Origin of the sequence: Luteitalea sp. TBR-22 (genome assembly GCF_016865485.1) — a bacterium.
Classification (GTDB): domain Bacteria; phylum Acidobacteriota; class Vicinamibacteria; order Vicinamibacterales; family Vicinamibacteraceae; genus Luteitalea.
Genome location: NZ_AP024452.1, coordinates 4,224,454 through 4,250,137 on the forward strand (window position 1 = coordinate 4,224,454; position 25,684 = coordinate 4,250,137).

General features: G+C 71.1%; 24 protein-coding genes. 19 read left to right on the forward strand and 5 right to left on the reverse strand.

All coding sequences use genetic code 11. The features are described from left to right. The first annotated feature begins 27 nt into the window (after positions 1-27). The 9 genes from TBR22_RS17720 to TBR22_RS17765 all read left to right on the forward strand — a co-directional run bounded on the left by TBR22_RS17720 (position 28) and on the right by TBR22_RS17765 (position 10,335). The gene (locus TBR22_RS17720; protein ID WP_239489179.1) at positions 28-825 is read left to right on the forward strand and encodes a DUF1295 domain-containing protein; all 798 of its coding nucleotides are present in this window, start codon (positions 28-30) and stop codon (positions 823-825) included. Positions 826-964: 139 nt separating this feature from the next. Next, a complete protein-coding gene (locus TBR22_RS17725) occupies positions 965-1,999 on the forward strand; it encodes a cyclopropane-fatty-acyl-phospholipid synthase family protein (RefSeq protein WP_239489180.1) in 1,035 nt (344 codons plus the stop codon). Between the two features lie 72 nt (positions 2,000-2,071). After that, entirely contained in the window at positions 2,072-2,800 is a 729-nt protein-coding gene (locus TBR22_RS17730; protein ID WP_239489181.1) for a hypothetical protein, read from the forward strand. After that, positions 2,797-3,618: a YgcG family protein gene (locus TBR22_RS26800; RefSeq protein ID WP_305068737.1), complete on the forward strand. Its 822-nt coding sequence runs from the start codon at positions 2,797-2,799 to the stop codon at positions 3,616-3,618. Before TBR22_RS17730 ends, TBR22_RS26800 begins: the two co-directional genes overlap by 4 nt. Positions 3,619-3,699: 81 nt before the next feature. Beyond that, a complete protein-coding gene (locus tag TBR22_RS17745; protein ID WP_239489182.1) occupies positions 3,700-4,266 on the forward strand; it encodes a LemA family protein in 567 nt (188 codons plus the stop codon). Then, a complete protein-coding gene (locus TBR22_RS17750) occupies positions 4,263-7,229 on the forward strand; it encodes a hypothetical protein (RefSeq protein ID WP_239489183.1) in 2,967 nt (988 codons plus the stop codon). Before TBR22_RS17745 ends, TBR22_RS17750 begins: the two co-directional genes overlap by 4 nt. Beyond that, complete coding sequence (locus tag TBR22_RS17755) at positions 7,192-7,707, forward strand: DinB family protein (protein WP_239489184.1); 516 nt, start codon at positions 7,192-7,194, stop codon at positions 7,705-7,707. The genes TBR22_RS17750 and TBR22_RS17755 overlap by 38 nt, the downstream gene beginning before the upstream one ends. Then, the gene (locus tag TBR22_RS17760) at positions 7,704-9,212 is read left to right on the forward strand and encodes a hypothetical protein (protein WP_239489185.1); all 1,509 of its coding nucleotides are present in this window, start codon (positions 7,704-7,706) and stop codon (positions 9,210-9,212) included. The genes TBR22_RS17755 and TBR22_RS17760 overlap by 4 nt, the downstream gene beginning before the upstream one ends. Before the next feature lie 184 nt (positions 9,213-9,396). Continuing rightward, a complete protein-coding gene (locus TBR22_RS17765; protein ID WP_239489186.1) occupies positions 9,397-10,335 on the forward strand; it encodes a YheT family hydrolase in 939 nt (312 codons plus the stop codon). 84 nt (positions 10,336-10,419) lie between these two features. On the opposite strand, the gene TBR22_RS17770 is transcribed toward TBR22_RS17765, so the two are convergent. Continuing rightward, complete coding sequence (locus TBR22_RS17770) at positions 10,420-11,130, reverse strand: DUF72 domain-containing protein (RefSeq protein ID WP_239489187.1); 711 nt, start codon at positions 11,128-11,130, stop codon at positions 10,420-10,422. A 17-nt stretch (positions 11,131-11,147) separates the two neighbouring features. Here TBR22_RS17770 and TBR22_RS17775 point away from each other — a divergent pair, with 17 nt between their 5' ends. Beyond that, positions 11,148-11,867: a hypothetical protein gene (locus tag TBR22_RS17775; RefSeq protein ID WP_239489188.1), complete on the forward strand. Its 720-nt coding sequence runs from the start codon at positions 11,148-11,150 to the stop codon at positions 11,865-11,867. Positions 11,868-11,935: 68 nt separating this feature from the next. Here TBR22_RS17775 and TBR22_RS17780 read toward each other — a convergent pair whose 3' ends face one another. After that, on the reverse strand, positions 11,936-12,238 hold the full coding sequence (locus tag TBR22_RS17780) for a hypothetical protein (RefSeq protein WP_239489189.1): 303 nt from the start codon (positions 12,236-12,238) through the stop codon (positions 11,936-11,938). A 58-nt stretch (positions 12,239-12,296) separates the two neighbouring features. Between TBR22_RS17780 and TBR22_RS17785 the strand changes: the two genes are divergently transcribed. Continuing rightward, on the forward strand, positions 12,297-13,046 hold the full coding sequence (locus tag TBR22_RS17785) for an endonuclease/exonuclease/phosphatase family protein (protein ID WP_239489190.1): 750 nt from the start codon (positions 12,297-12,299) through the stop codon (positions 13,044-13,046). Between the two features lie 123 nt (positions 13,047-13,169). Here TBR22_RS17785 and TBR22_RS17790 read toward each other — a convergent pair whose 3' ends face one another. Genes TBR22_RS17790 through TBR22_RS17800 form a run of 3 tightly spaced genes read right to left on the reverse strand, consistent with a single transcriptional unit; the run spans position 13,170 to position 16,472 of the window. Beyond that, positions 13,170-14,453, reverse strand: coding sequence for a cyclopropane-fatty-acyl-phospholipid synthase family protein (locus TBR22_RS17790; protein WP_239489191.1), 1,284 nt, complete (start codon positions 14,451-14,453; stop codon positions 13,170-13,172). 25 nt (positions 14,454-14,478) lie between these two features. Beyond that, on the reverse strand, positions 14,479-15,225 hold the full coding sequence (locus TBR22_RS17795; RefSeq protein WP_239489192.1) for a DUF1365 domain-containing protein: 747 nt from the start codon (positions 15,223-15,225) through the stop codon (positions 14,479-14,481). Next, positions 15,222-16,472 (reverse strand): NAD(P)/FAD-dependent oxidoreductase, encoded by a 1,251-nt coding sequence (locus TBR22_RS17800; RefSeq protein ID WP_239489193.1) that lies wholly within the window; start codon positions 16,470-16,472, stop codon positions 15,222-15,224. Before TBR22_RS17800 ends, TBR22_RS17795 begins: the two co-directional genes overlap by 4 nt. Before the next feature lie 79 nt (positions 16,473-16,551). Here TBR22_RS17800 and TBR22_RS17805 point away from each other — a divergent pair, with 79 nt between their 5' ends. The 8 genes from TBR22_RS17805 (at position 16,552) to TBR22_RS17840 (ending at position 25,623) form a co-directional block, all read left to right on the forward strand. Further along, the gene (locus TBR22_RS17805) at positions 16,552-18,213 is read left to right on the forward strand and encodes a M20/M25/M40 family metallo-hydrolase (RefSeq protein WP_239489194.1); all 1,662 of its coding nucleotides are present in this window, start codon (positions 16,552-16,554) and stop codon (positions 18,211-18,213) included. Then, the gene (locus tag TBR22_RS17810; protein WP_239489195.1) at positions 18,210-19,166 is read left to right on the forward strand and encodes a VOC family protein; all 957 of its coding nucleotides are present in this window, start codon (positions 18,210-18,212) and stop codon (positions 19,164-19,166) included. Before TBR22_RS17805 ends, TBR22_RS17810 begins: the two co-directional genes overlap by 4 nt. Positions 19,167-19,261: 95 nt before the next feature. Next, positions 19,262-19,666: a GntR family transcriptional regulator gene (locus TBR22_RS17815; protein WP_239489196.1), complete on the forward strand. Its 405-nt coding sequence runs from the start codon at positions 19,262-19,264 to the stop codon at positions 19,664-19,666. After that, positions 19,659-20,579 (forward strand): ABC transporter ATP-binding protein, encoded by a 921-nt coding sequence (locus TBR22_RS17820; protein WP_239489197.1) that lies wholly within the window; start codon positions 19,659-19,661, stop codon positions 20,577-20,579. Before TBR22_RS17815 ends, TBR22_RS17820 begins: the two co-directional genes overlap by 8 nt. Further along, positions 20,576-22,219, forward strand: coding sequence for a hypothetical protein (locus TBR22_RS17825; RefSeq protein WP_239489198.1), 1,644 nt, complete (start codon positions 20,576-20,578; stop codon positions 22,217-22,219). The genes TBR22_RS17820 and TBR22_RS17825 overlap by 4 nt, the downstream gene beginning before the upstream one ends. Further along, on the forward strand, positions 22,216-23,742 hold the full coding sequence (locus TBR22_RS17830; protein ID WP_239489199.1) for a hypothetical protein: 1,527 nt from the start codon (positions 22,216-22,218) through the stop codon (positions 23,740-23,742). Before TBR22_RS17825 ends, TBR22_RS17830 begins: the two co-directional genes overlap by 4 nt. A gap of 56 nt (positions 23,743-23,798) precedes the next feature. Beyond that, on the forward strand, positions 23,799-24,551 hold the full coding sequence (locus tag TBR22_RS17835) for an alpha/beta hydrolase (protein WP_239489200.1): 753 nt from the start codon (positions 23,799-23,801) through the stop codon (positions 24,549-24,551). 208 nt (positions 24,552-24,759) lie between these two features. After that, positions 24,760-25,623 carry an SPFH domain-containing protein gene (locus tag TBR22_RS17840; protein ID WP_370651537.1) on the forward strand — a complete coding sequence of 288 codons (864 nt, stop codon included), beginning with the start codon at positions 24,760-24,762 and terminating at the stop codon, positions 25,621-25,623. Positions 25,624-25,684: the final 61 nt, after the last annotated feature.

The window sequence follows — 25,684 nt, forward strand, 5'->3', positions numbered from 1 at the left end:
CCGGTCGGGAGGCGTCCTTACGGGGGCATGACTCCCCTCCTCACCCTGCTGGCCGCGGGGCTGTGCTTCCTCGTGGTGCTCATGGTGGCGGTGTGGCTGCTGTCGGTCCGGCTGCACAACGCCGGCATCGTCGACGTCGCCTGGTCGGCGGCCTTCACGCCGGTGGCCATTGGCTACGCGTGGCTCGCGGGCGGCTGGCCGGCGCGCGACCTGCTGCTGGTGGCCCTGGTGGCGGCCTGGAGCCTCCGCCTGGCGTGGCACCTGTACGTGCGCGTCAGCGCCGAGCATCCTCACGAGGACTCGCGGTATGCGGCCCTGCGCGCCCACTGGGGCACCGCGGCCAATGCGAAGATGCTGGGATTCTTCCAGGTGCAGGCCGTGGCGGCGCTGATCCTCAGCGTGCCGTTCGCGCTGGTGGCGCTCAACCCGACGCCCGGCTTCGCGCCGCTGGAATGGGTCGGCGTCGCGGTCACGCTGATCGGCCTGGCCGGCGAGGCGACGGCCGACGCCCAGTTGGCTCGCTTCCGGGCCAATCCTGCCAACAAGGGACGCGTGTGCCAGGACGGCCTGTGGGCCTGGTCGCGACACCCGAACTACTTCTTCGAGTGGATCATCTGGTGCGGATTCGGCATCTTCGCGCTGGGCTCCCCGCAGGGCTGGCTGGGTCTGCACGTGATCCCGCTGATGTTCTACGTGATGCGATACGGCACGGGCGTGCCCTATGCCGAAGCCTCGTCGCTCCGCAGTCGCGGCGACGCCTACCGCGAGTACCAGCGGACGACGAACACGTTCATCCCGGGCCCGCGGCGAACACGAGCCATTTGAAATTGGACATTTGAAATTCTCGGGGCGCGGCCTTTGGCCAGCGCCCCTTCAGGCCTTCGTCCTTCTTCCTTCCGTCCTTCACCCTTCCCGCTCTGCCTTCTTTCCTTCTACTCTTCTACTCTTCTTCCCTTCCTTCCCCATGCCGCTGTCCGTTGACTCCCTCCTCGACCGCGATGTCGTGCCCGACTCCATCATTCGCACCGGCATCCGCCGCAATCTCGCCGTGCGGCTCCGCGACGAGGCGCGCGACGGCGCCGAATCGGCCCACGCGGCAAAGATGGCGTGGGTCGAGGTGCTTCGGCGGTCGCCGATCGCGATTGCCACCTCCGACGCCAACGCACAGCACTACGAGGTGCCCGCCGCCTTCTTCGAGACCGTGCTGGGGCCGCACCTGAAGTACAGCAGTGGCTACTGGCCCGAAGGCGTCACCGACATCGACGCCTCCGAGCACGCCATGCTCGACCTCACGTGCACGCGGGCGGGGCTGGCCGACGGGCAGCGCATCCTCGAGCTCGGCTGCGGATGGGGTTCGCTGTCGCTGTTCATGGCGGCGCGGTACCCCGCGGCTCGCATCACCGCCGTCTCGAACTCGCGCACCCAGAAGGCCTTCATCGACGCACGGGCGGCGGCGCGAGGACTGACCAACCTGGAGGTCGTGACGGCCGACATGAACGCATTCGCGTTCGCCGACCGCGCCGACCGCGTCGTGTCGGTCGAGATGTTCGAGCACATGCGCAACTACGCCGAGTTGCTGCGCCGCATCGCCGGCTGGCTGCGCGAGGATGGCCAGTTGTTCGTGCACATCTTCACGCACCGGGAGTACGCCTATCCGTACGAGGACACGGGGCCGGGCGACTGGATGGCCCGCTACTTCTTCACCGGCGGGCAGATGCCGTCCGACGACCTGTTCCTGTACTTCCAGGACGACATGCGCATCGACGCGCACTGGCGCGTGAACGGCACGCACTACGCCAGGACCTGCGAGGCATGGCTGGCGCGCATGGACGCGGCGGCGCCCCGCGTGCGGCAGATCTTCGCCGACACCTACGGCGCCGGGGAGGCCACCCGGTGGTGGGCCCGCTGGCGCATCTTCTTCATGGCCTGCGCCGAGTTGTTCGCCTATCGCGGCGGCAACGAGTGGATGGTGTCCCACTACCGCTTCAGCAAGCGGTAGTGACGCCGCGCCGGGGGAGCTGTCCCCAAGTGAACCTGCGGAGAGGCCCGGACTCCCGCTAGAATCCCGATCATGACCGCGCTGCAGGCTGCCGCGTCGCTCGCCGACGATCTCGCCGCCATCTTCGGATCCCGACTGCGGGCCGTGCTCGTGTACGGCACGCATGCCCGGCCGCACCCGCGCGAGGTGAAAGCCCCGGTGCAGACGCTCGCGCTGGTCGAACGACTCGACTACGCCGACCTCGCCGCCGGCGCCGACAGATCCGCCGCCTGGCACTCGCGCGGGCTCGACATGCCGCTGCTGATGCCGGCGCGCGAGTTCGCCCGCAGCCTCGACGCCTTCCCGCTCGAGTACGGCGACATCATCGCGCACCACATCCTCGTTGCTGGCGCCGACCCGTTCACCGGGATGGCCGTGGCCGAGGAGGACATGCGGCGCGCGTGCGAGGTGAAGGTGCGCTCGCACGCCATCCACCTGCGCGAGGGCTTCCTGCTGGCCGGGCAGCGGCCCCGGGCCATCGCCGAGTTGATCCTCGCGTCGGCGACGCCGTTCGCGTCGCTCATGCAGACGTTCGCGCACGTCACGGGCGCCCCACGGCAGCTGCCTCCCGACGCGCTGGCCGCCCACCTGGGCCGGGCCGCCGGCCTCGACACGACCCTGGTCGCACGCCTGCTGCGCCTCGAGGAGGATCACGCCCTCGACCCGTCCGAAGCCGTGCAGTTGTATCCGCCGTACCTCGACGTCGTCGAGCACCTGATTGCCGCCATCGACGCGTGGAGCACGGAAGGGTCACGCGCGTGAGCCACCGCACCGGCGTCCGCCTCGCGGCGCTCGTCACCTGCGCCTGGCTGTGGCTGCTGGCCTGCGCGCCGGCCGCGGCCCAGGCCGAGTTGCCGCCGCTCACGCAGCCGGTCAACGACTTCGCTGGTGTCATCGACGCGTCGAGCAAGGCGCGGCTCGACGACGTCATCAGGCGGCTGCAGGCAGCCACCGGCGACGTGATCGTCGTCGCCACGCGTGAGGCCATCGCGCCGTTCGCCGACGAGCGCGAGCTGGCGGTGAAGTGGTACGAGAACGGCGGGCGCGGCATCGGGGGCAAGGAGAAGGACTCGGGCGTCCTGTTCGTGCTGCTCCCCAACGACCGGGCCGTGTGGATCGAGGTCGGATACGGTCTCGAGGGCACCATCACCGATGGCGTCGCCGGCAACCTGAGCCGTCAGGTGATGGCCCCGCTGTTTCGCGAGGGCCGCTATGGCGAGGGGCTCGTCGCGGGCGTCACGACGGTGGCCGAGCGCATCGCGAAGGAGCGCGGGACGACGCTCGGGGACCTGCCGCCGGCGCCCCGGGCCCGCGAGGCGCAGGGCGGCATCCCGCTGTGGGTGATCGTCGTCGCTCTGCTGCTGTTCCTGTGGCTCTCGAGCCGCAACAGCGGCGGGGGTGGCCCCGGACGCCGCGGACGCGCCGGCTCGATGTGGGGCCCCGCGTGGAGCGGCTGGGGCACCGGCATGACGACGGGCGGGTTCGGCGGCGGGAGCTTCGGGGGCGGGAGCTTCGGTGGGGGATTCGGCGGCTTCGGCGGCGGGATGAGCGGCGGCGGTGGTGGCGGGGCGCGCTGGTAGGGACACCTTTCGGGTAGCCTGTGGCCGTCGCCTGCAGGTCGCGGGCGGCAGGCCACGGGCCTTGAGATTTCGAGGGACACGATGAATCGACGCACCTTCTGGCAGCACACGCTGCTGGTCCTGGCCCTGTTCTCGCTGACGGGCTGCTCGTACAACTCCTTCACCAGCCAGCAGGAGTCCATCAAGGGCTCGTGGTCGGAGGTGGAGAACCAGTTGCAGCGACGCAACGACCTCATCCCCAACCTCGTGAGCACGGTGAAGGGCTTCGCCGCGCAGGAGAAGGCCATCCTCGACCGCATCGCCGCTTCGCGCGAGCGCCTTGCCGGCGCCAAGACGCCGAGCGAGACGATGGATGCCGCCAACGAGCAGAGCTCGGCCCTCGCCCGCCTGCTGGTGGTCGTCGAGAACTACCCGCAGCTGAAGTCCAACGAGAACTTCATGCGCTTGATGGACGAGCTCTCGGGCACCGAGAACCGCATCGCCGTGGCGCGCGGCCGCTACAACGAGAAGGTCACGGCCTACAACCAGCTGCGGCGCCGCTTCCCGTCAAACATCACCGCGAAGATCTTCGGCTTCGACGAGTGGAAGTACTTCGAGGCGCCCGCGTCCGCACGCGAGGTGCCCAAGGTAGACTTTTCGGCGAAATGATCTCGCGTTCCCTGACGGCCGCTGCCTCCGGGGCGGCGGCCGGTCTGGGCCTCTGGGCCACCCTCGGTTCCATCGACCGCATCCAGGCGCCTTCGGGGGCGGTGCGCGTCGCCATGCTCCCCGCGGCCGGCACGCTGCTCGGGTGCGTGGCCGTCGGGGCCGTGGTCTTCGTCCTCCTCGATGCGCTGGCCCGGTCGCGCGGCACGCGCGACCCTGCCCCGCCACGCGGCTTCGACTGGCCGCATGCATCGCTCGTCGTGCTCGCGGCAGCCGGACTGCTCGTGCTGCCCTACCTGCCATGGGTGCCAGACCTGGCGCCCGGCCTGATGCTGCTCGCGGGCCCCGGCGCCCTGCTCGCCTGGGGCATCCTCGGCGCCCTGGCCGTGTGGGCCGCCGCTCTCGAAAGGCGCCTGACGACTGTCCCTTCGCCGCCCGCGAGCGCCGGTGAGGCACGCGCGCGGCGTCGTCGGTGGACGACGGCCATCCTCCTCGCGAGCCTGGCCTCGTCGGCCGTGCTCGCGGAGCGCTTCACCCGCACGCCGCTGTTCCCGGGCGGCGACGAACCGCACTATCTGGTGATCGCGCAGAGCCTCTGGCGCGACGGCGACCTGCTGATCGAGAACAACCACAAGCGGGGCGACTACCAGGAATACTTCCACCGCACGCTCACGCCCCACTACCTCACGCGCGGCGTCGACCGGCAGATCTACTCGATCCACCCGATCGGCATGCCGGTGCTGATGACCCCGTTCTACGCGATGGGCGGCTACGACCTCGTGGTGTGGGCCTTCCTGCTGCTCGGCGCGATCGCGATGACGGCGGCCTGGCGGCTGGCGTGGGCCGTCACCGGCTCGGCGTCGGCCGCGACGTTCGGCTGGGCGGTGCTCGCGCTCGGCCCGCCGTGGATCTTCAACACGTTCGCCGTGTACCCCGAGATCCCCGCTGCGTGCGCCGTGGCCCTCGCCTTCGCGTGGACGTCGGGTTGGCGGGCCGAGGCGGGGCCGGACGCGAACCTGCCGGCGCTGCCCGCCTGGCGCTGGTGGGCGGCGGGCGCGGCGATCGGCACGCTACCGTGGTTCAGCACGAAATACGTGGTGATGGGCGCCGTCCTCGGCCTGCTCACGCTGTTGCGCGCCTGGCTGCCGTGGCCGCGCGAGGCCGCCGAGCGGACACGAGCGTTCTGGCGCACCGTGGCCATCGTGGTGCCCAACGTGGTGCTCCTCTCGGGCTGGTTCCTCTTCTTCAAGCTGATCTGGGGAACGTGGTCGCCGTCGGCGCCGTACGGGTCGCAGCGCGAGACGAAGCTGGCCTACCTTCCGAGCGGCGGCCCCGGCCTGCTCTTCGACCAGGAGTACGGCATCGTCGCCTTCGCGCCGGCGCTGCTGACGGTGATCCCCGGCTTGTGGGTGCTGTGGCGTGCCGGCGGCGCCCGACGACGCCTGGCCGTCGAGGTCGTGGCGGTGTTCGCAGGCCTGCTCGCCGTGGTCGGCGCGTTCCACATCTGGTGGGGCGGTAGCGCGATCGTCGGACGGCCGCTGGTGTCGGCGCTGCCGCTGTTGCTGCTGCCGGTGGCCGCGCAGTGGCAGGCCTGCGAGGGCGAGAACGTGCGGCGCGCGTTGCAGCGCGTGCTGTTGTGTGTCGGTGGCGCGCTCACGGTGCTGCTCGCCGTCGCCCAGAGTGGCCTGCTGCTCGTGGCCGGCCGCGACGGGTCGTCGCAGGTGCTCGAGTACCTGGCGCCATCGACGCCCGTGTGGACGCTGCTGCCGACGTTCCTGCGGCAGTCCCCGGCACAGGCGTGGACGCTCGTCGCGCTGTGGGGCGGGCTCGCGCTGCTGCGGGGCGTGGTGTTCTCGGGCCGACGCTTCCAGCCCGAGCGCCCCGGACGTGATCACCTGCTGGCCGTGTGGCAGGTCGTGATCATGGTGGGCGTCGCGTCGGCGTTCGCGACACTCCACGGGGCAGCGAGCACGCCGCCGCCGTCGCTGGAGGAACGCGCCCGCGTCCGCCTGCTCGACGAGTACGACGCCAGCCGGCGCCCCCTGGCCATCCGTTACGATCCGCTGACGCGCATCGACCCCGCAGTCGTGCCGGAGCTCTTCCCCATCGTCGTGCACGCCGCGGGGGACCGGCGCGAGGATCGCGCGACGCAGCTGTTCGGTCGTCGCCTGTCGCTGCCGGCAGGGACGTACGGCGTCGATCTGGTGTTTCCGCCCGGCGTCGTTCCGGACGGATCGGCACAGGGTGCCCAGCCCGCAGGAGCGCCCTCGAGCGTGGACGGCGCGCTCGCAGTACACGCCGGTCGGGTGAGTCCGCCGCTCGAGACGTGGACGGTGTCGGTCGTGCCGCCGGGCGTGTGGGCGCGCACGTTCTCGCTGCCGGTGGACATCGGGTTCGTCGGCTTCAAGGCGTCGGCGCCGATCACGGCGGCCTCGCCCCGCCTCCGCCTCACGCCGCAACGCATCGTCGACGCAAGCGCGCGGCCGCAGACCCCCGCGGTGCTCGGCAGCGCAACGCAAGCCGGCCTGGCGGTGCTCGTCCACGGTGAGGACGCCTGGCCCGAGCCCGCCGGCATCTGGTTGCGCGGCAAGTCCACGGTGATGCTCACGCTCGTGTTCCCCGACGACGCGGTGCGCACGTTCGACCTCCGCGCTGGCGCCAGGCAGGTGACGGTCACGGCGCAGTGGGGCGCGACGACGACCTCCTGGGATCTGCCGCCCGGGCAGGTCGTGCGCACGTTCATCGACGCCCCGCCGGCGCGCCCCGGACAGCAAGGACGGTCCAGTCAATTGCGCATCACCACGTCGGACGGCTTCGTGCCCGCCGAGGTCGATCCCGCCAGCCGCGATCGACGCCTGCTCGGCGCCTGGCTCGAACTCGGCCGCGTCGTCCCCGGCAGCCTCGGTTCCCTTCTCGGAGGCTTGCGCCATGATCGGCCGCCTGCTCCGCCTGCAACTCGACGCTGAGGTGGCGCTGTCGCGCCTGGTGCTCGACGCCGTGCACGGCGCCCCGCTCGACTGGCGGCCCCACCCGGCCTCCTTCTCGCTGGGGCGTCTGGCGATGCACGTGGCCACCATCCCCTCCTGGACGGCAGCCATCGTGCGGACGGCGAGCTACGACATGGGCGCCGGAGGGCCGGGCCCCGACGTGCCCGCGTCGAGCACCGCCATCGTCGAGGCGCACGACGCCGCGATCGCGCGGGCGCGCGAGGTCCTCGACGGCCTCGACGAGCCCGCGCTGGTGGCCGACTGGACGCTGCTGCGCGACGGCATCGTGATCGAGACGATGCCGCGGGTCGAGGCGCTCTCGCGCTTCGTCGTGCGGCACCTGGTGCACCACCGCGGCCAGTTGTGCGTCTACCTCCGCGAGTGCGGGATCGCGGTGCCGCCCATCTACGGCGACTCCGCCGATCGGCGCCTGCTGCCGCCGGACCTGGCCTCGTGAAGGCCGCCCAGCGGGTTCTCGCCGGCGCCGCCGGGCTGGCGCTGCTGGTGGTCCTGGCGATCGGCAACGCCGCCGGGTATCGCTTCGGCGTCTCGGACCAGGCGTTCTACCTGCCGTCGATCTTCCTTGCCGGCGACCCCACGCTGTATCCGCGCGATGCCGCCCTGCTGCAGGCGCAGGGCCGCCTGATGGTCAGCGACGAGATCACGGCGTGGCTGCTGACGCGCGGCGTGCCGCTGGAGCCGCTGATGCTGGCCGGGCACCTGGCCGGCCTGGCGCTGCTCTTCGGTGCCGTGTGGGTGATCGGCCGTCGCCTCGCGCACAGCCCGTGGACGGCAGCGGCCTGCTGCGCGGCGGTGACGCTGCGGCACCGCATCACCGACACGGGCGCGAACACGTTCGAGGGCTACTACCACCCGCGCGGGCTGGCCTTCGCGGCGGGCGCGTGGGCGGCGGCGGCGCTGGCCTCGGGACGGGTCGTCACGTCGTGGGGCCTGGTGGCCGTTGCGCTGGTGCTGCATCCCACGACCGGCCTCTGGTGGGCCGTGTGGCTGGCGGTGGCCAGCCTCATGGCGCGGCCGACCTGGCGTCGCGACCTCGGTCTGGCGGCGGCCTGCGCCGTCCTGGTGGCGGGTGCCGTCCTGCTGGGCACGCCACTCGGCGAGCGGCTACGGGTGATGGACCCCGCCTGGGTCACGCCGTTCGCATCGAAGGACTACGTGTTCCCCGACGCCTGGGGCGCCGACGCGTGGCTGGCCAACCTCGGCACCGTGGCGGTGGTGCTGCTCGCCTGGCGGTGGCGCACGACCCGCGGCATCGCCCAACGCTGGGAGGCCGGCATGGCGGGGGGCGTTGCGGCACTGGCTGCGTTGTTCCTGGCCTCGCTGCCGCTGATTGCGGCGCGGGTGGCGCTGGCGGTGCAGATGCAGACGTCGCGCGTGTTCTGGGTGATCGACATGTTCGCGGTGCTGCTGCTGGTCTGGGCGCTCGCGGAGGCGGGCAGCACGCCCGGCCCCGCGGATGAGAGCCCCGCGCGGACCTGGCGACCGCGCATCGTGGCCCTGCTTCTTCTCGCCATTGCGGCGGCGCGTGGCCTCTACATCACGCAGGTGCAGCATCCCGAGCGCGCGTTCGTGCAGCGCGGCCTCGAGGACTCCGACTGGGTGCGCGTGGGCCAGTGGATTGCCGAGCACACGCCGGCCGACACACAGGTGCTCACCGATCCCGACCACGACTGGAAGTTCGGCCACAGCGTGCGCCTCACCGCCAGGCGGGACGTGTTCGTGGAGGGTGTGAAGGACGCGGCCCTCGCCATGTACGATCGGGAGGTGGCCGTCCGGGTGCAGGAGCGCCTCGAGGCGATCGGCGACATCGGGTCGCTCGACGCCGACAAGGCCCGGGCGCTGGCCACCCGGTACGACCTCGACGTCCTGGTCATCGACCGCGACCTGCCGCTGCCCGAACTGCACCGCGACGGCCGATTCCGCGTCTATCGTTTACGGTAAGAAGGGGGCTGGGAGCGCGAAGCTGGGGGCTGAGCTGGAGGCTCCGGGTCCTTGTCCCTCGTCCCTTGCACGCTCGTCGCTGGTCCCGTGTTCCCCTTGTGACTTGTCCCTTCTCCCTCGTCCCTTGACCTCGTTGCCCTTCTCCCCCTACATCCCCTCCCGCCGGTGGTCGGGTGGTCACCGCATGACCGTCTACGCCTGGGCGCGCGCGCGTGCCCTGCCCGCGCTGCCGGAGCCGGAGGCCTGCTTCTTCGACACCGACACGGATGCGCGCGTGCTGGCGCACTGCAACTGGCAGCCCAGGCGCGACGAGGCGCCGGCATTGCTCCTGCTGCACGGACTCGAGGGCTCCAGCCTTGCGCACTACATGCGGGGCATCGCCGAGAAGGCCTGGACGAGGGGGTTCAGCGTGGTGCGCCTCAACCAGCGCAACTGCGGCGGGACCGAGGCCTTGTCACAGGGGCTCTACCACTCGGGCCTGACGCACGATCCGCTGTTCCTGCTGCGCCACATGATCGAGCACGAACGGGTGCCGGCCGTGGTGATTGCCGGCTATTCGCTGGGCGGCAACCTGACGCTGAAGCTCGCGGGCGATCTCGGGGCCGACGCGCCCCCGCAGCTCAAGGCCGTGTGCGCCGTCTCGCCGACGCTCGACCTGGCGGCGTGCATCGACGCCATCGAGAAGCCGTCCAACGTCTTCTATCAACTCAACTTCATGCGCAACCTGCGAGCGCGCATGAAGCGGAAGGCCGCCCTGTTCCCCGACCGCTACGACCTGCGGAAGCTACGGGGCGTGTGGACCATCCGCGGGTTCGACGACGCGTACACGGCCCCGATGAACGGCTTCGGGACCGCGACCCGCTACTACCACGAGGCCTCCAGCCTGCGCGTCGTCGATCGCATCCGCGTGCCGGCCCTGATCCTGACGGCCGCCAACGACCCCTTCGTGCCGCCGGACCAGTTCAGGCGGCCTGAGGTCCGCAGCAACCCGCACCTGCACGTCGTGATCACCGACGATGGCGGGCACTGCGGGTTCGTGAGCGAGCCCGACCCCGCGCACGACGGCTACTGGGCGGAGCACGCCGTGGTCGCATGGGCAAAGCACCATGCGATTACGGCGTGAATGCTGCGATGCCGTGAGGCCAACAGAGGTAGGGCGGCGTGTCCCACGTCGCCGTCTGCCAACGGCGCGGTCGGAGACCGCGCCCTACCTGTGTGGCGTTGCCAGCTTGTCCTTGAACATCGACGCGAACTCCGGCCCCTTCCCCTCGTCCTCGTGCTTGAAGTAGACGTAGGTCTCTCGCCAGGCGTCCTGTTGCTCGCCCACCCAGCCCGCCCAGCGCGCGAGGTCCTCCTCGCCGTAGCCCTCGTCGCGCAGGCGCAGGTAGCCGTAGTCGGCCGTGCGCACCAGGGGCGTGTGGCGCTCGGGACTGTCGGCGAGGCAGAGCGCGAGGTTGCGGGCGCGGAGCACGTCGTAGACCTCGTCGGTCCACCACGAGGCATGGCGGAACTCGAAGGCGACGCGCAGCGCCGGGGGCAGCTCGGAGATGAAGGCCTGCAGGCGCGGCAGGTCGCACTTGAAGGTCGGGCCGAGTTGCACGAGCACGCACCCGAGGCGCGGGCCGAGCGCGCCGGCCGCGGTGCAGAACGCGCGGAGCGGGTCGGCCACGTCCTGCAACCGTCGGTCGTGGGTGATGCGCTTGGGCGCCTTGAGCGTGAACGTGAAGCCTTCGGGCACCTGCGCCGCCCACCCTTCGACCAGGGCCGCCGTCGGCATGCGGTAGAACGTGTAGTTGATTTCGACCGTGTCGAAGACGCCCGCGTAGTACGGCAGCATGGCCGAGGCCGCCATCTTCTCGGGATAGAAGCGCCCCTTCCACTCGGGGTAGTTGTAGCCGGAGGTGCCGACGTGGATCATCTGCTCGTCCGTTCCTGATGCCGCCCTGTCGATTCACGCCGCGCGAGCGGCACCTGATTGCCCGCCTGCGGACGCCGCTGCAGGTCCAGCGGTGGCTGAATGCCCTGCCCTACAACAGCGAGCCCGACGGCGACACCCAGCGGTCGTTCCGCACCGTCGTCGCGCTCGGCACCGCGCACTGCATGGAAGCGGCGCTCAGCGCGGCCGTCATCCTCGAGGCGCACGGCTGGCCACCGCTGGTGATGAGCCTCGAGTCGGAGGACAAGCTCGATCACGTGATCTTCGTGTATCGCACCGCCACCGGCTGGGGCAGCATCGCGCGCTCGCGCGACCCGGGCCTGCATGGCCGGCGGCCGGTGTTCCGCACGCTGCGCGACCTCGCGGCCAGCTACGTGGAGCCCTACGTCGACGCGACGGGCCGGATCACCGGCTACGGGCTGTTCGACCTGCGCTCGCTGGGACGGTACGACTGGCGGTGCTCGACGCGCAACCTCTGGCACGTCGAGCAGGCGCTGATCGACCTGCCCCATCGTCGGCTTCGCACCTCGGATGCCCGCATCGCGCGGCTGCGGGCCCGCTACCACGCGTTCATGGCCGCGCACCCGGGCTTCAAGCCGCTCTACTACGATGGGCAGGAGCGCTGGCACCCGCTGCCGTCGAGCTTCGCGGCCTCGGTGCGCCTCGCGAAGCGACTTTCCTGGGTAGGGCGCGGTCTCCGACCGCGCCGTGAGGACTAACGGCGGGGTGAGACACCCCGCCCTACCTCCGAGTTCGGCCGAGACGCGACCCGCGATTCGCGATCCGTCTAGTCCAGGTCGAAGGCGCGCTCGGGGCGGGTGATGGGTTCTTTCTTGGCCTGCTCCAGCGCCTCACGGAACCGTCGGTCGAGGTCGTCGCCGCGGTTCTTCTCGGCCTGGAACGACTGCTCGAAGAGCCGCTCGCGGGCCGCCGCTTCCTCGGCCAGCAGGCGATGCGCGTCGTCGATCTCTCGCACCGGCCCGGTGCGGGCTTCCTTGTGCGAGACCACGCGCTTGAGGTTCACGTCCACGACGAGCTCGGCGCGGCAGCACGGGCACTGGACGGTGAGTTCGGACGCGAGACGACCCATGACCTTCCCTTTCGATACGCGGGTTGCGTAGGCTTGACCCACGCCCCGGGGCGCGATCATGACACACCACGGCCACTCTCGCGCTCCGTCCTCCCGCCACCTGCGGCTGGCGACCTACAACATCCACAAGTGCCGCGGCATGGACGGCCGTACGCGCGTCGACCGCATCGCCGACGTGCTGGCGAGCCTCGATGCCGACGTCATCGCGCTGCAGGAAGTGGTGGGGCATGGCGCCGAGGAGGAGGGCCAGGCGGCGGCGCTGGGCGCGCGGCTGGGAATGGGCTGGGTGATGGACTCGGTGCGGTTGTTGCGAGGCAAGGCCTACGGCAACGTCGTCCTCAGCCGCTTCCCGATCGAGGCGACGCATCGCTGCGACCTGTCGTGCGCCAAGCGCGAGCCGCGGGCCTGCGTCCGCGTCGACGTCGACGTGCACGGGCACCGACTCCACGTGTTCAACGTGCACCTCGGCACCGCGGTGTTCGAGCGACGCAAGCAGGCGCCACGGCTGGCCGAGTTCGTCGCCGACCGCGACGTGCCCGGGCCGAAGGTGCTGCTCGGCGACTTCAACGAGTGGGTCAAGGGGCTCACGTCGAGGACGCTCGGCGAGCTGCTCGAGGGCGTCGACCTGACGCACCACCTGCGCCGCCGCCGCACCTATCCCGGCGTGCTGCCGATGTTCCACCTCGATCACATCTACGTGGCCGGCGGCCTCACCGTGGAGAAGGTGTCCTTGCCGCGCAACAAGCTGACGCTGGTGGCCAGCGACCACCTGCCGCTGGTGGCCGACGTGGTGATGCCGGCAATTTGAAATTCGACATTTGAAATTCTCGCGGGGCGCGGCTCCGCCGCCGCCCCTCGGGATGTCTCGAGCGGCCAGGGCGAAGCCCGGCCGGCTCGAATTTCAGATGTCAAATTTTAAATTGCCACGGATCTATTCGCCGGCGCGGGCCATCACCAGCTGCAGCGTGCTGATCTGGCGCGTCTTGAACATCGCCTCGCACGAGGCCAGGTAGTACTCCCACATCCGCACGAAGCGGTCGTCGAAGCCGAGCGCGTGGACCTCGTCGAGGCGATCGAGGAACCGGGCGCGCCACTCGCGCAGGGTCCGCGCGTAGTGGGGGGCGATGTCGTCGACCCAGCGCAGCGTGAGGGGCGTGGTGCCGGAGGCGGCCTCGATCATCGCGCCGAGGCTCGGCAGCATGCCGCCCGGGAAGATGTACTTCTGGATCCAGTCGGCGTGTCGCGCGTACACCTCGAAACGGTGATCGGGCATGCCGATCGTCTGGATGGCGAGCGCGCCGCCGGGGGCGAGCCGGGCGTGGCACACCTCGAAGAACGTCGACCAGTGCTCGCGGCCGACCGCCTCGAGCATCTCGATCGAGACGATGTGCGAGTACTGCCCCGCCACGTCCCGGTAGTCGCAGAAGCGGATGTCGACCAGATCCTGCAGGCCGGCCTCGCGCACGCGGGCGGTCGCGAGCTCGAACTGCTCCTCCGACACGGTGATGCCCGTCACCCGGCAGCCGTAGGTCCGGGCCGCGAAGATGGCAAAGCCGCCCCACCCGCAGCCGATCTCGAGGACGTGCGCGCCGGCGCGCAGGCCGACCGCCTCGGCGAGGCGGCGGAACTTCCGCTGCTGGGCCTGCGCGAGGGTGTCGTCGGCGCGTTCGTAGTAGGCCGAGGAGTAGACCATCGCCGGATCGAGGAACAGCGAGAACAGCGCGTTGCTCAGGTCGTAGTGGGCGTGGATGTTGCGCCGGCTGCCCGCCCGCGTGTTCGGCCGCAGGCGATGCTGCAGGTCGTTGCCCAGGTTCAGCAGCCGCGTGAGCCAGGTGACCTGCGGCAGCGCCGCCTCGTTGCGGATGCCGATCTCGAGCAGCGCCACGAGGTCGTCGGTGCGGAAATGCCCGGCCATCCACGACTCGCCCACGCCGATGTCGCCCCGCGACGCGAACGCGTCGAAGAACGCCTCGTCGTCGATCCAGAGGGTCGCGTGAAGCGACGAGCCAGGGTCGCCGCCGCCGTGGACCGTGCCGTCGGGCAGGTGGACCGTGAGGCGACCGACCGCCAGCGCCGGCAGGGCGGCGATGAGGCGGGCCTTGGCCAGGCGCCCGATCAGGCCGGGCGAGGACGTCCGGCGCAGTCGCGCCTCCGGGACCGTCAGGGCGGCATCGAAGGAACCGAACCGGCTCTCGCCGTCGAAGTGTTCACTCACGCGGAAGCGTCTCCAGGTCTGCGCGTCAGGGCTGCGTCTGGCGCGCGGCGTCCGGCGCGTACGCCGGCTTGTCGCGGAACGGCACGCCCTTCCACCAGAGGCGCAGGGCCTCCCAGTGGATGGCGGCAATCACCTGCGCGGTGACCAGCGGTTGGCGGGCCAGCAGCCCGGCCAGGGCGCCATCGGTGAGACGCTTCCGGCGCAGCGCAAGTCTCGCCTCGAAGCGTCGATCCTCCCCTACCGTCAGGTCGATGCCGACTGTCAGGTCTTCGCCGGGCGCCTCGAGGGCGAACCGGTACGTGCCGTCGAGGCCGAAGAACGGCGACACGTGGAACTCCTTCTTGTGCGTCGGGGCCTCCGACGGCAGCACGTACACGTGGCGCTCGCCATACGTGTTGTTCACCTCGGCCACCACCGTCGCGAGACGGCCGTCCGGGTCGAAGCAGTAGAAGAAGCTGACCGGATTGAACACGTACCCGGCCACCCGGCAGTGGGTGAGCAGCAGGACCCGGCCGCCGGGCCAGGCGTGGCCGCGCGACACCAGCGCGTGCTCGATGGCCGCCCGCAGCGGCCGGCCGTCGAGGTGATCGGCATCGTGCAGGCCGACCAGCCGCCGGCGGTTGTATCCGAGCAACCGGTGCGTGCCATTGATCCGCCCGACCTCGTCGAGGTCGAACAGGTGCATGTAGGTGCCGTACTCGAAGGCGTGGCGGGGCGCCGAGCGGGCGTGCCAGACACGCCCGCGGTACAACCAGCCGATCGGCCGCGTCACAGCCGCGCCCCGAACCGCTCGGTGACGCGGAGCGCCGACACCAGGCCGTCCTCGTGGAAGCCGTAGCGCAGGTGGGCCCCGCAAAAGAAGGTGTGCCGCTCCCCGTTGATCGCCTCGACCCTGGCCTGCGCGGTCACCGCCGAGCGGTCGAGCACCGGGTGCGTGTAGTCCATCGCCGCGAGGATCTCGCCCCGCGGCTGCTCGCGCGGGTTCAGGGTGACGCAGTACTGCGTGTCGCCCGGCACGCCCTGCAGCCGGTTCAGGTGGTAGGTGAGCGAGACCGGGGCCGTGGCGTCGCGGCAGTCGTGGATGTCGCAGTTCCACGAAGCCCAGGCGCGGCGCGTCCGCGGCAGGACGGACGCATCGGTGTGCAGGATCGTCCGGTTGGTCGAGTACCTGAAGGCGCCCAGCGCCTCCTGCTCGGCCGGCGACGCATCGGCCAGCAGGGCCAGCGCCGTGTCGGCGTGCGTCGCGATGATGACGCGGTCGAAGCGCTCCGTCGTGCCCATACCGGTTTCCACTTCGACGCCCGCCGGCAGCCGCACGATTCGCTGCACCGGGGTGGCCACATGGATGGGCCCCGACACGCGGGCGGCGATCGCCTCGACGTACGCCCGGCTGCCGCCGGTCACCGTGCGCCACGGCGGCGCCCCCGACGCGGCCAGCAGCCCGTGGTTCTCGTAGAACTGCAGGATCGTCCGGGCCGGCGCCTCCATCATGTCGGCGAACGAGGCCGACCAGATTGCGCCGCCCATGGGCAGGACGAAGTGCTGCGTCAGGTGCCGCGAGAAGCCTTCCCGGTGCAGGAACCCGCCCAGCGTCAGGTCGTATCCCTCGGCCGACTGCAGCAGCCGCCGCGACGCGCGGAAGTACCGCACGATCTCGACGAGCATCCGCATGTGCCGGGGATCGAGGACCCGCCAGCGCTGCGCCACCAGCGACGAGATCGACTGACTGGCGTACTCGAGCCCGCACCGACGGCACCGCACCCCGAAGCACATGTCGGTGGCGTGCGAGCCGACGCCCAGTTGCCGCAGGAGCTCGATGAAGTTCGGGTACGTCCGCTCGTTGAACACCAGGAAGCCGGTGTCCAGCGGCACGAGCCCGCCGGGTCCGGGGATGGCGTGCGTGTGGGCGTGACCGCCGAGCCGTGGCTCACGCTCGAACAACGTGACGTGGTGCTGGCGGGACAGCACGTAGGCGGCCCCGAGGCCGGAGATGCCCGATCCGATGACGGCGATGCGCACGAGTGAGGGGGGCGCCCTGCGAGGCGCGGCCGGCCACAGTCTACGACGCCTGCGGCACGCTCCCCGATACAATCGGTGCGTGTCTCGCTCCGCCCGCCTGCTGCCGCTTGCGACACTGGTCCTCGTGGCCACGGTCGCCGACTCCCGGCTGCCTGCCCAGACCGCGCCGCAGCCGGCCAGGACCACCCAGGCCTCGCCCCGGGCGCCGAAGCCGCCGAAGGGCCCCGCCGGGGCCGACGCCATCACCGACCTGGGGTTGCGCGCCCACCTCGGCTTCATCGCCTCGGACGCCCTCGAGGGCCGCAAGGCGCCGTCGCGCGGGCTCGACGCCGCCGCAGCCTATCTCGTCGCGCAGCTCACGCGCCTCGGGCTGAAGCCGGCCGGCGACGCCGGCTCGTACCTGCAGGCCATTGCCCTCACGCGGCGGACGGTGCGGCTCGACAAGACCGTGCTGGCCGTCGGATCGAAGACGCTCGCGTACGGCGACGACTTCCTGCCGGGCAGCGCACCCGGCGCGGTCGAAGCAGGCGTGGTGTACGTGGGCAACGGCTCGGTGATCAAGTCGCGCGGCGTGGATCCCTACAAGGGCGTCGACGTCACCGGCAAGATCGTCGTCACGCACATGGGCCTGCCCTCCGGCTTCGCCCGTGGCGACCTGAAAGGCCCGCAAGGCGAGGATTGGGCCCTGCCGGAGGCCGCCGCGCGGGCCCGTGGCGCCGTCGGCGTGCTCTACCTGCCCGACTACGCGACGCTGGCCCGCTGGGCCGACACGCGCGACGCCCGCCACTCCGGCGGGTCGGTCTCGGTGGACGCCTTCACGAAGGACACGCGGCTGCTGCCGTCGGCAACCCTGTCGGCCAGCGGCGTCGGCCTCCTGTTCTCCGGCCAGAAGGTCGGCGCCCAGGAGGCCTTCCAGCGCGCGCTGCGTCGAGAACCGGCCGAGCCGTTCGTGTTGAGCGGCGTCACCGTGCGACTCGATGTGCCGACCACCGACGAGGCCCTGACCACCAACAACGTCGTCGCGGTGCTCGAAGGCAGCGACCCGGCGCTCGCCGGTGAGTACGTCGCGCTGGGTGCGCACTACGACCACCTGGGCACGGCGCCCAGGCCCGACGCCGCAGGCGACACCATCTACAACGGCGCCGACGATGACGGGTCGGGAACGGTGGGCCTGCTCGCCATCGCCGAGGCATTCGCCACCACCAGGCCGCGCCCGAAGCGCTCGCTGCTCTTCGTGTGGCACACGGGCGAGGAGTCGGGCCTCTGGGGCTCGCGCTACTTCACCGAACACCCCACCATCCCGCTCGACCGCGTCGTCGCGCAACTGAACATCGACATGATCGGCCGCGGGCGGCCCATCGGATCGCCGCGCGCCAGCAACCCCCTGGCGCTCACCGAGCTCGACAGCGTGTACGTCGTGGGCTCGAAGCGGTTGTCGACCGAGCTCGGGAGCCTCGTCGAACGCGTCAACGCCGGGTACCACGGCTTGCGCCTCGACTACACGCTCGACGCGCCGAACGACCCGGCCAACATCTACCAGCGCAGCGACCACTACCAGTACGCCAAGCACGGCATCCCGATCGCGTTCTTCTTCACGGGCGTGCACGAGGACTACCACGGGCTCGACGACGAGATCGACGAGATCGACTTCCCGAAGCTGCGACGCATCTCGCAGACGGTGTACGGCATCGCCCGCGAGCTCGCCACCCGCCGCGATCGCCCGAAGGTGGACGCGCGATGATTCCTGGATTGCTCGGCCTGCATCACGTGACGGCGACCGTCGACCAGGCGCAGCCGGACCTCGACTTCTGCCTCGGCGTCCTGGGGCTGCGGCTGGTCAAGCAGACGGTCAATTTCGACAACCACCGGGTCTTCCACTTCTATTACGGCGACCGGCGCGGCGCGCCCGGCACCATCTGGACCACGTTCCCCTATCACGGCCAGGGCGTGCGGGTCGGGACCATCGGCGCGGGGCAGGTGGTGTCGACGGCCTTCTCGGTGCCGGTCGCCTCGCTGCCATGGTGGCAGGACCGACTCGCGGCGGCCGGTGTCGCGCTGCTCGCCACGGACGCGCGCCCCGACGATGCGCCGCGCCTGCGCCTGCACGACCCGTCCGGCCTGGTGATGGAACTGGTGGGCAGCGAGCAGGACGAGCGCGCGCCGTGGACCAACGGCGGCGTCGGTGAGGAACAGGCGATCCGGGGCCTGCACTCGGTCGCCCTGCACGTGCACGACGCAGGACCGACGCTGGACTTCCTGCACGAGGTCCTCGGGTGCACCGTGCATCACGGTGACGGCGACGCGGCGGTGGTGGACGTGGGCCGCGGCGGCCCGGGCGCGCGTCTCGAGGTGCGGAGCGGTGGGGGCGTGCCGCGCGGGATCAACGGCATCGGCACCGTGCACCACGTGGCGCTCGCCATCGGGAGCGAGGACGAGCAGGCCGCCCTGCGCGAGGCGCTCGTGCTCCTCGGCGTCGAGGTGACGCCGGTCAGGGACCGGCAGTACTTCCGATCGATCTACTTCCGGGAACCCGGAGGCGTGCTGATCGAGGTGGCCACGGTCGACCCGGGCTTCACGTGGGACGAGCCCCTCGACGCCCTCGGCACGTCGCTCCGGCTGCCGTCATGGCAGGAGGCGGATCGGGCCGCAATCGCCGCTGGCCTGCCGCCCATCCGCGTGTCCCCGGCGCGCTGATCGGCCCCCAGCCACGCCCCGCCGGGGTGCCAGGCCGACGGTGACCCGCGCGGCGTGCCTTGACAGCCAGGTGTACTAGTCGTACTAATACACTTGTGTTGCCGTTCCGCATCGAGCTCGTGCCCGGCGTGCCGGTCTACGAGCAGCTCGTCGCCGCCGTCACGCGGGCCATCGTCTCGGGGGATCTCGCCCCCGGCGATGCGTTCCCGTCGGTGCGGGCGCTGAGCCAGGCGCTGCGGATCAACCCCAACACCGCGCAGAAGGCGGTGGCGCAACTCACCACCCTGGGGCTGCTGCAGGTGCATCCCGGCGTCGGCACGCGCGTCGCGCAGCCGCCGCCGGCGCCCCGCGCGGCCAGCACTCGCGAACTCCGGCCCGCCGCTGCCGACCTCGTGCTCGAGGCGCGGCGACGCGGTCTCTCCCTCCCGGACCTGCAGGACCTGCTCGAGGCGGAGTGGCAGCGCCTCGAGCCTTCTCGACGAGGCACTCGCCGTGACTGATCCGGTCGTCACCCACGCCCTCGGCAAGACGTTCGGGAAACGCACCGCGCTGCACGACGTGTCGCTGCGCGTGCCGGCCGGCCAGGCAGTCGGCCTCATCGGCGCCAACGGCGCCGGCAAGTCGACGCTGCTCAAGGTGCTGGTCAACCTCCAGCTGCCCTCGTCCGGGCGCGCCGAGGTCCTCGGACAGGACTCGAGGAAGCTCGAGGCGACGGTGTTCGAGCGCGTCGGCTACATGGCCGAGGGACAGCACCTGCCTGCCGTGCAGACGGTTGCCGACCTGCTCGCCTACTGCCGCCCGTTCTACACCCGGTGGGACGACGCCCTGGCGACGCGCCTGTTGCGGACGCTGGACCTGTCGCCATCGACCGGGCTGCCGCGCGGCTCCCGTGGCGAGCGGATGAAGGCCGCGCTGGTCGCGACCCTCGCGTTCCATCCCGAGGTGCTCATCCTCGACGAGCCGCTCGAGGGCCTCGATCCGCTCACGCGCGAACAGGTGGTGGACGGCCTGCTCGAACTGGTGAGCGCCGAGGGCACCACGGTATTGCTCGCATCGCACGACCTCGACGTGCTCGAGCGCCTGCTCGACCAGGTGGCGATGCTGCACGACGGCGGGCTCGTGTTCCAGGAACCGCTGGAGGCGCTGCAGGCCCGCTACCGGCTCGTCGAAGTGACGGGCGCCGGCGCGACGCCCGGCCTGCCGTTGCCTGCGGGGTGCATCGACGGCCGCGAGATCGCCGGCGGCGTGCGCTTCCTGGCCACCGACTTCGAGGGCGACCACGTGCCGGAGGGACTGCGGCAGGCATTCCCGGGCGCGCGCATCCACGTCACGCGACCGGCCCTGCGCGAGGCCTTCGTCGCGCACGCCCGCGCGCTGCGCCACGACCGCGACACGAACCGGGGTGCGGCATGAGCCACGTGTGGCATCTCGTGACGCACGACCTGCAGGCGCATCGCGGGATCCTGCTCGCGTGGCTGGCCACCGTGATTGCCCTGCCGCTCGTCGCATGCCTGCCGTGGTCGGATCAACGGACCACCGGGTTCGGCGTGGCTGCGGCAATCGGCCTCCAGGCGGCACGCGTCCTGCTCGGCATGGCGGCCATCGCGTCGATCGTGCAGGCGGACAGCCCGATCGACGATCGTTCGTTCTGGCGGACGCGGCCGATCACCGCACGCACGCTGGCGCGCGCCCATCTGGCCACCGTGGTGGGGCTCTTTGTCGGCATCCCGATGCTCGTCGTCCTGGCCACGGGCATCGTGGTGGGCCTGCCGATGGCGCAGTGGCCGTCGGTGCTGGCCCAGGTGGCCATCACCGAACTGGCGTGTGCCGGTCTCTCGCTGCTGGTCGCGACGCGAACACGGGGACTCGCGCCGTTCCTCATCTGGATCGTGCTCGCGGTCCTCATCGCCTTCACGCTGCCGCTCGGCGTCCATGAAGTGGGCCGCCTGCTCTTCGGGCGCGAACTCCTTCGGACTACGGACACGTGGCTGGTGCTGCGGGTCTGGACCCTCGTCGGAGCGCTGGCCCTGCCTGCGCTCTTCCTCGTGGCGATGGCCGGACCGCGACGGCAGCGGTGGCTGCTGGCCGGCGTGCTGGCAGTGGCGGCGCTCTCGACAGGCGTGTGGTTCATCCCCGGACTGCGACGCACGCCGCCCATTCCGACGGACGCAGGCCTGTCGCCGACACCGCGGACGATCCGTGCCATCGACGTCCCCGGGCCGCCGGGAGGCGTCGCCCTCGTGCTCGATGTGGGGCCTGTCTCGACCGAACTCCGCGACACGTGGCTGGTGTCCAGATTCCAGGGGCGCCTGACCATCGACGGCATCGTGCGTCCGGTAGATGAATTCGCCGAGACGAGACGATTCACCCGAGGGCAAGGCCGCCTGGGCGACCCCGGCATCACACCGCCGGGCGTGGCCAGGATCCTCACCGTCTTCGACGTCGACACGCACAGGAGACTGACCGGGACCCGCGTGCGCCTCGACGCCGGGGTGACCGCCACCGTGGTGCGGCGCATCACGGAAGGTTCGGCCCGGCTGACCCCAGGCGCAACCATCCTCACGAGCCACTCGCGGCTCACGCTGCAGGAGGTGACAGAGCTGGGCCTGACGGCGGAGGGACGACCGGCGCTCACGGTCCGCGGCCTCGAGGTCGGCCTCGAACCCGGCGCGCTGCTCATGCACCAGCACGTGTACATGCTCCGCGACCGCTCGACCGGGTGCGAAGTGGGCCTTGCGCAGTCCTCGCCGGAGGGGACTCGCAGCATCACCAACGCGGCACGCCTGCCGACACTGGTGCGTCCGTTCAGCGCGGACCGCGTCGTCATGCGCGTATCGCACGCCCCGCGCTGCGAGTTCGACGCCGCGCGTGCCGACATCGCGATGCGCACGTACGAGTACCTGCAGGTGCCTCAGGGGTGGTTCTCGCTCGACTTCACCGTGCCCCCGACCGGCGGCACGTACACGCCGACACCGTCGGCAGGGCCGCCGCGCGCCCACCTCCCGGCCGCGGCGCGACGCGAGGACGGCGGCTGGAGCGGAGGTCCGGCATGAGCCAGGTGTGGCACCTCGTGCGGCACGACCTGCAGGCGCATCGCGGGATCCTGCTCGCGTGGCTGGCGACCGTGATTGCCCTGCCGCTCATCGCATTCCTGCCGTGGTCCGATCGACTGGCCGCCGGGGTCGGGGTGGGTGCGGCCGTCGCTTTCCAGGCGGCGCGCGTCCTGCTCGGCATGACGGCCGTCGCGTCGATGGTGCAGGCGGGCAGTCCCATCGACGACCAGGCCTTCTGGCGCACGCGGCCCCTGGCGCCCCACGCGCTCGCAGCAGCCCACATCGTCACGGCCGCGGCGCTCTTCGTGCTGCTCCCGACGCTCGTGGTGTTGCTCGTCGCCGTGGCGCTGGACCTCCCGCGATCGCATTGGCTGTCGTCGGCCGTGCAGGTCTTCGCCACGGAGAGCGCGCTGGCGGGCTTCGGCCTGGTGGTGGCGTCGCGCACGCGCGGCATCGCCACGTTCATCGTCGCCGCGGTGGTCGGCCTGGCCACGACGTTCTTCCTGGTGGGCGCGCTTGGCGAGGTGCGGCGCCTCCTGGAGTGGCCGGGGTACCTGCAGATGGCCGATCCATCCAAGGCCCTCTGGGCGATGATCGTGATCGCGGCCCTGCTGCTGCCCTTGCTGTTCGTCGTCGCCATGGCCGGTCCGCGAAGACAACGCACGTTCCTCGCGGGCGTGCTGGTGGTGCTCGTGCTGTGCGTGGGGGTGTGGTTCGTCCCGGCCCTTCGCTTCGAACCGCCCCCCCTGCTCGACGCCAACCTGTCCTTCACGTCCGCGTCGGTGCGCCTCGATCCGGTGCCCGGCTCACCGGGGGCGGCGTCGCTCGTGCTCGTCGCCACGCCGAGGAACACCCTGCCGGGAGACGAATGGCGGCTCTCGCTCAAGTACGGCAAGCTGGTGACGTCGGCCGGAACCAGGTGGCTGAAGGGGACCGCGCCAGGCTACGTGCCCCCGCTGGCCAGCCGGGATGTGCCGGTGGTGATCGCGGTCCTGTCGGCGTCGGAGGTGAAGGCCCTGGCCGGCACGTCCGTCCGCATCGACGCGGAGCTGCACGGCAACGTCGACCGTCAGGTCATCGAGGCGCGCGCCGTGCTGGCGCCAGGTGCACGCCTCTCCACCGACCACCAGCAGCTGTCAGTGTTGCGAGGCCTCGACGGCGAGCCGGATCCGGTCAGCCGCAGGCGCCCCGTCGTCGAGGCCCTCGAGATCTACCTCTCGACGTGGAAGCTCGGTTTCCGGCACGGGCATGCGTACGTCGTCAGGGATCGGGCGCGTGGCTGCGAGTTGAACGGCTATGCCTGGCCGACGCCGCGCTCGCGCGTGCTGCGGTGGGCGCTGCTGCCGACGCTCATGCCTCCCTTCACGGTCATGCGCGTCCAGTTGTCGGAGCGCATCGCGGCCGAGTGCACGGTCGACCATCGCGACGCCGAGATCGAGATGCGCTCGATCGGGACACAGGCGGTGAGCAACGTGCCCGTGTCGCTCGAGTTCACGATGCCGGCGACGACGCCAGCGCCGTGAACGCCACACGGTCCCCGTCGAGATAGCTTCTGCCCTCTCAGGGGCCACCATGGATCATGGGCGCCCTGATCTCCCGTATCGCGGCGCTTGCGCTGGCCGCACTCGTCGTCGCGCGATCGCCACCGGATCCGGCTTCCGTGGGCAACCCGGCGTCGGGCCTCCGCACGATCGAGGTGGGCACAGGTGGCAGGCCTGTTCTGCTGCTCCACGGCTACTCGTCGGCGCCGGCCGAGTGGCTGCCGTTCACGGTCACCCTGATGTCGGGCACCGACACCCGTTTCGTGTTTCCTGAGGGCATGACGAAGGGGGCGCGCGGCACGGGGCGCGCATGGTGGCCGCTCGACCTGTCGTCGCACGTGAGCGGCACGGGTCTTCCCGACCTCACGCGCACGCGCCCGCAAGGCCTTGCCGATGCGGCCGCACGGGTCCGGACCCTGCTCGGCGAGGTGACCACCCGGCTCGGCGGCAGGCGCGAGGACCTGGTGCTCGGCGGCTTCTCGCAGGGCGCGATGGTCAGCGCCGAGGTCGCCTTCCGCAGTGACGTCCCCCTGCGCGCGCTCGTGTTGCTCTCCCCCACCGTGATCGACGAACCCAGTTGGCGCCAGGGCCTGTCGGCCCGTCGTGGCCTGCGCGTGTTCGTCGCCCACGGCCGGCAGGACGACGTCCTGTCGTTCGCCCTCACCTCACGGTGGGCCGAGACGATGCGGACCGCCGGGCTCGACGTCACCTGGGTGCCGTTCGACGGCAAGCACGAGATCCCGTCGTCGGTGGTCGAGGCCCTGAACGCGTTCCTCGGGAAGGCACCGTAGCCGTAGGTGCAGTCGTGGCCGTCGACGTTCACGTCGACGGTCAGCAACGCGTCGAGCTGAAGCTCGACGCCTACGCCTGGCGAGGGAACCGAGCTCAGCGTGGACTCGTCTGCTACCAATGTGATATCACTTCGACATCACCCACTGCGGCCGGGCTGGGCCGCCAGCCCCGGGCAGGGCCGGGACACCGAGGAGATGACGGGCGATGATTCGCGAGCGTGAACGTCAGACGATGAATGGCGTGGCGGTGCTGGTGGTCGGTCTGGTGGGTCTGCTGTTGGGGATCCTCTGGCTGGTGCTGGCGGCCAGGCAGAAGGACGGCCTGCAGGTGGCGGCGGCGGCCGCGACGCTGGTGGCCGCAGGGTTCGTGCTCGCCGGCCTGTTCACGGTGGCGCCGAACGAGGCGCAGGTACTCCAGCTCTTCGGCGACTACGTGGGCACGGTGCGGCAGCCTGGCCTCCGCTGGGCGAACCCCTTCTTCACCAAGCACAAGGTGTCGACCCGCGTGCGCAACTTCGAGTCGGCGCACCTGAAGGTGAACGACCTCGAGGGCAACCCCATCGAGATTGCCGCGGTGGTGGTGTGGAAGGTCGTGGACACGGCGGAAGCCAGCTTCGAGGTGGACGACTACAACAATTACGTCCACGTGCAGAGCGAAGCGGCGCTGCGCAACCTGGCGACCATCTACCCGTACGACTCGCATGACGACCACGAGTCGCTGCGCGGAACGACGGCCAAGATCGCCGACCACCTGAAGCAGGAAATCCATGACCGCCTGATCAAGGCCGGCGTCGAGGTGCTCGAGGCGCGCATCAGCCACCTGGCGTACGCGCCGGAAATCGCGGCGGCCATGCTGCAGCGGCAGCAGGCCGGCGCCATCATCGCGGCGCGGCAGCGCATCGTCGAGGGCGCCGTCGGGATGGTGGAGATGGCGCTCGAGATGCTCTCGGCCAAGCAGGTCGTGCAGCTCGACGAGGAGCGCAAGGCGCAGATGGTCAGCAACCTGCTCGTGGTCCTCTGCGGCGAGCGCGGCACGCAGCCGGTGGTCAACGCCGGCACCATCTACCAGTAAGCGAAGGCCGACGGGGTCGGGTCACGACGACCGGCCCCGTCCCGTTTCCCACGCCACAGCC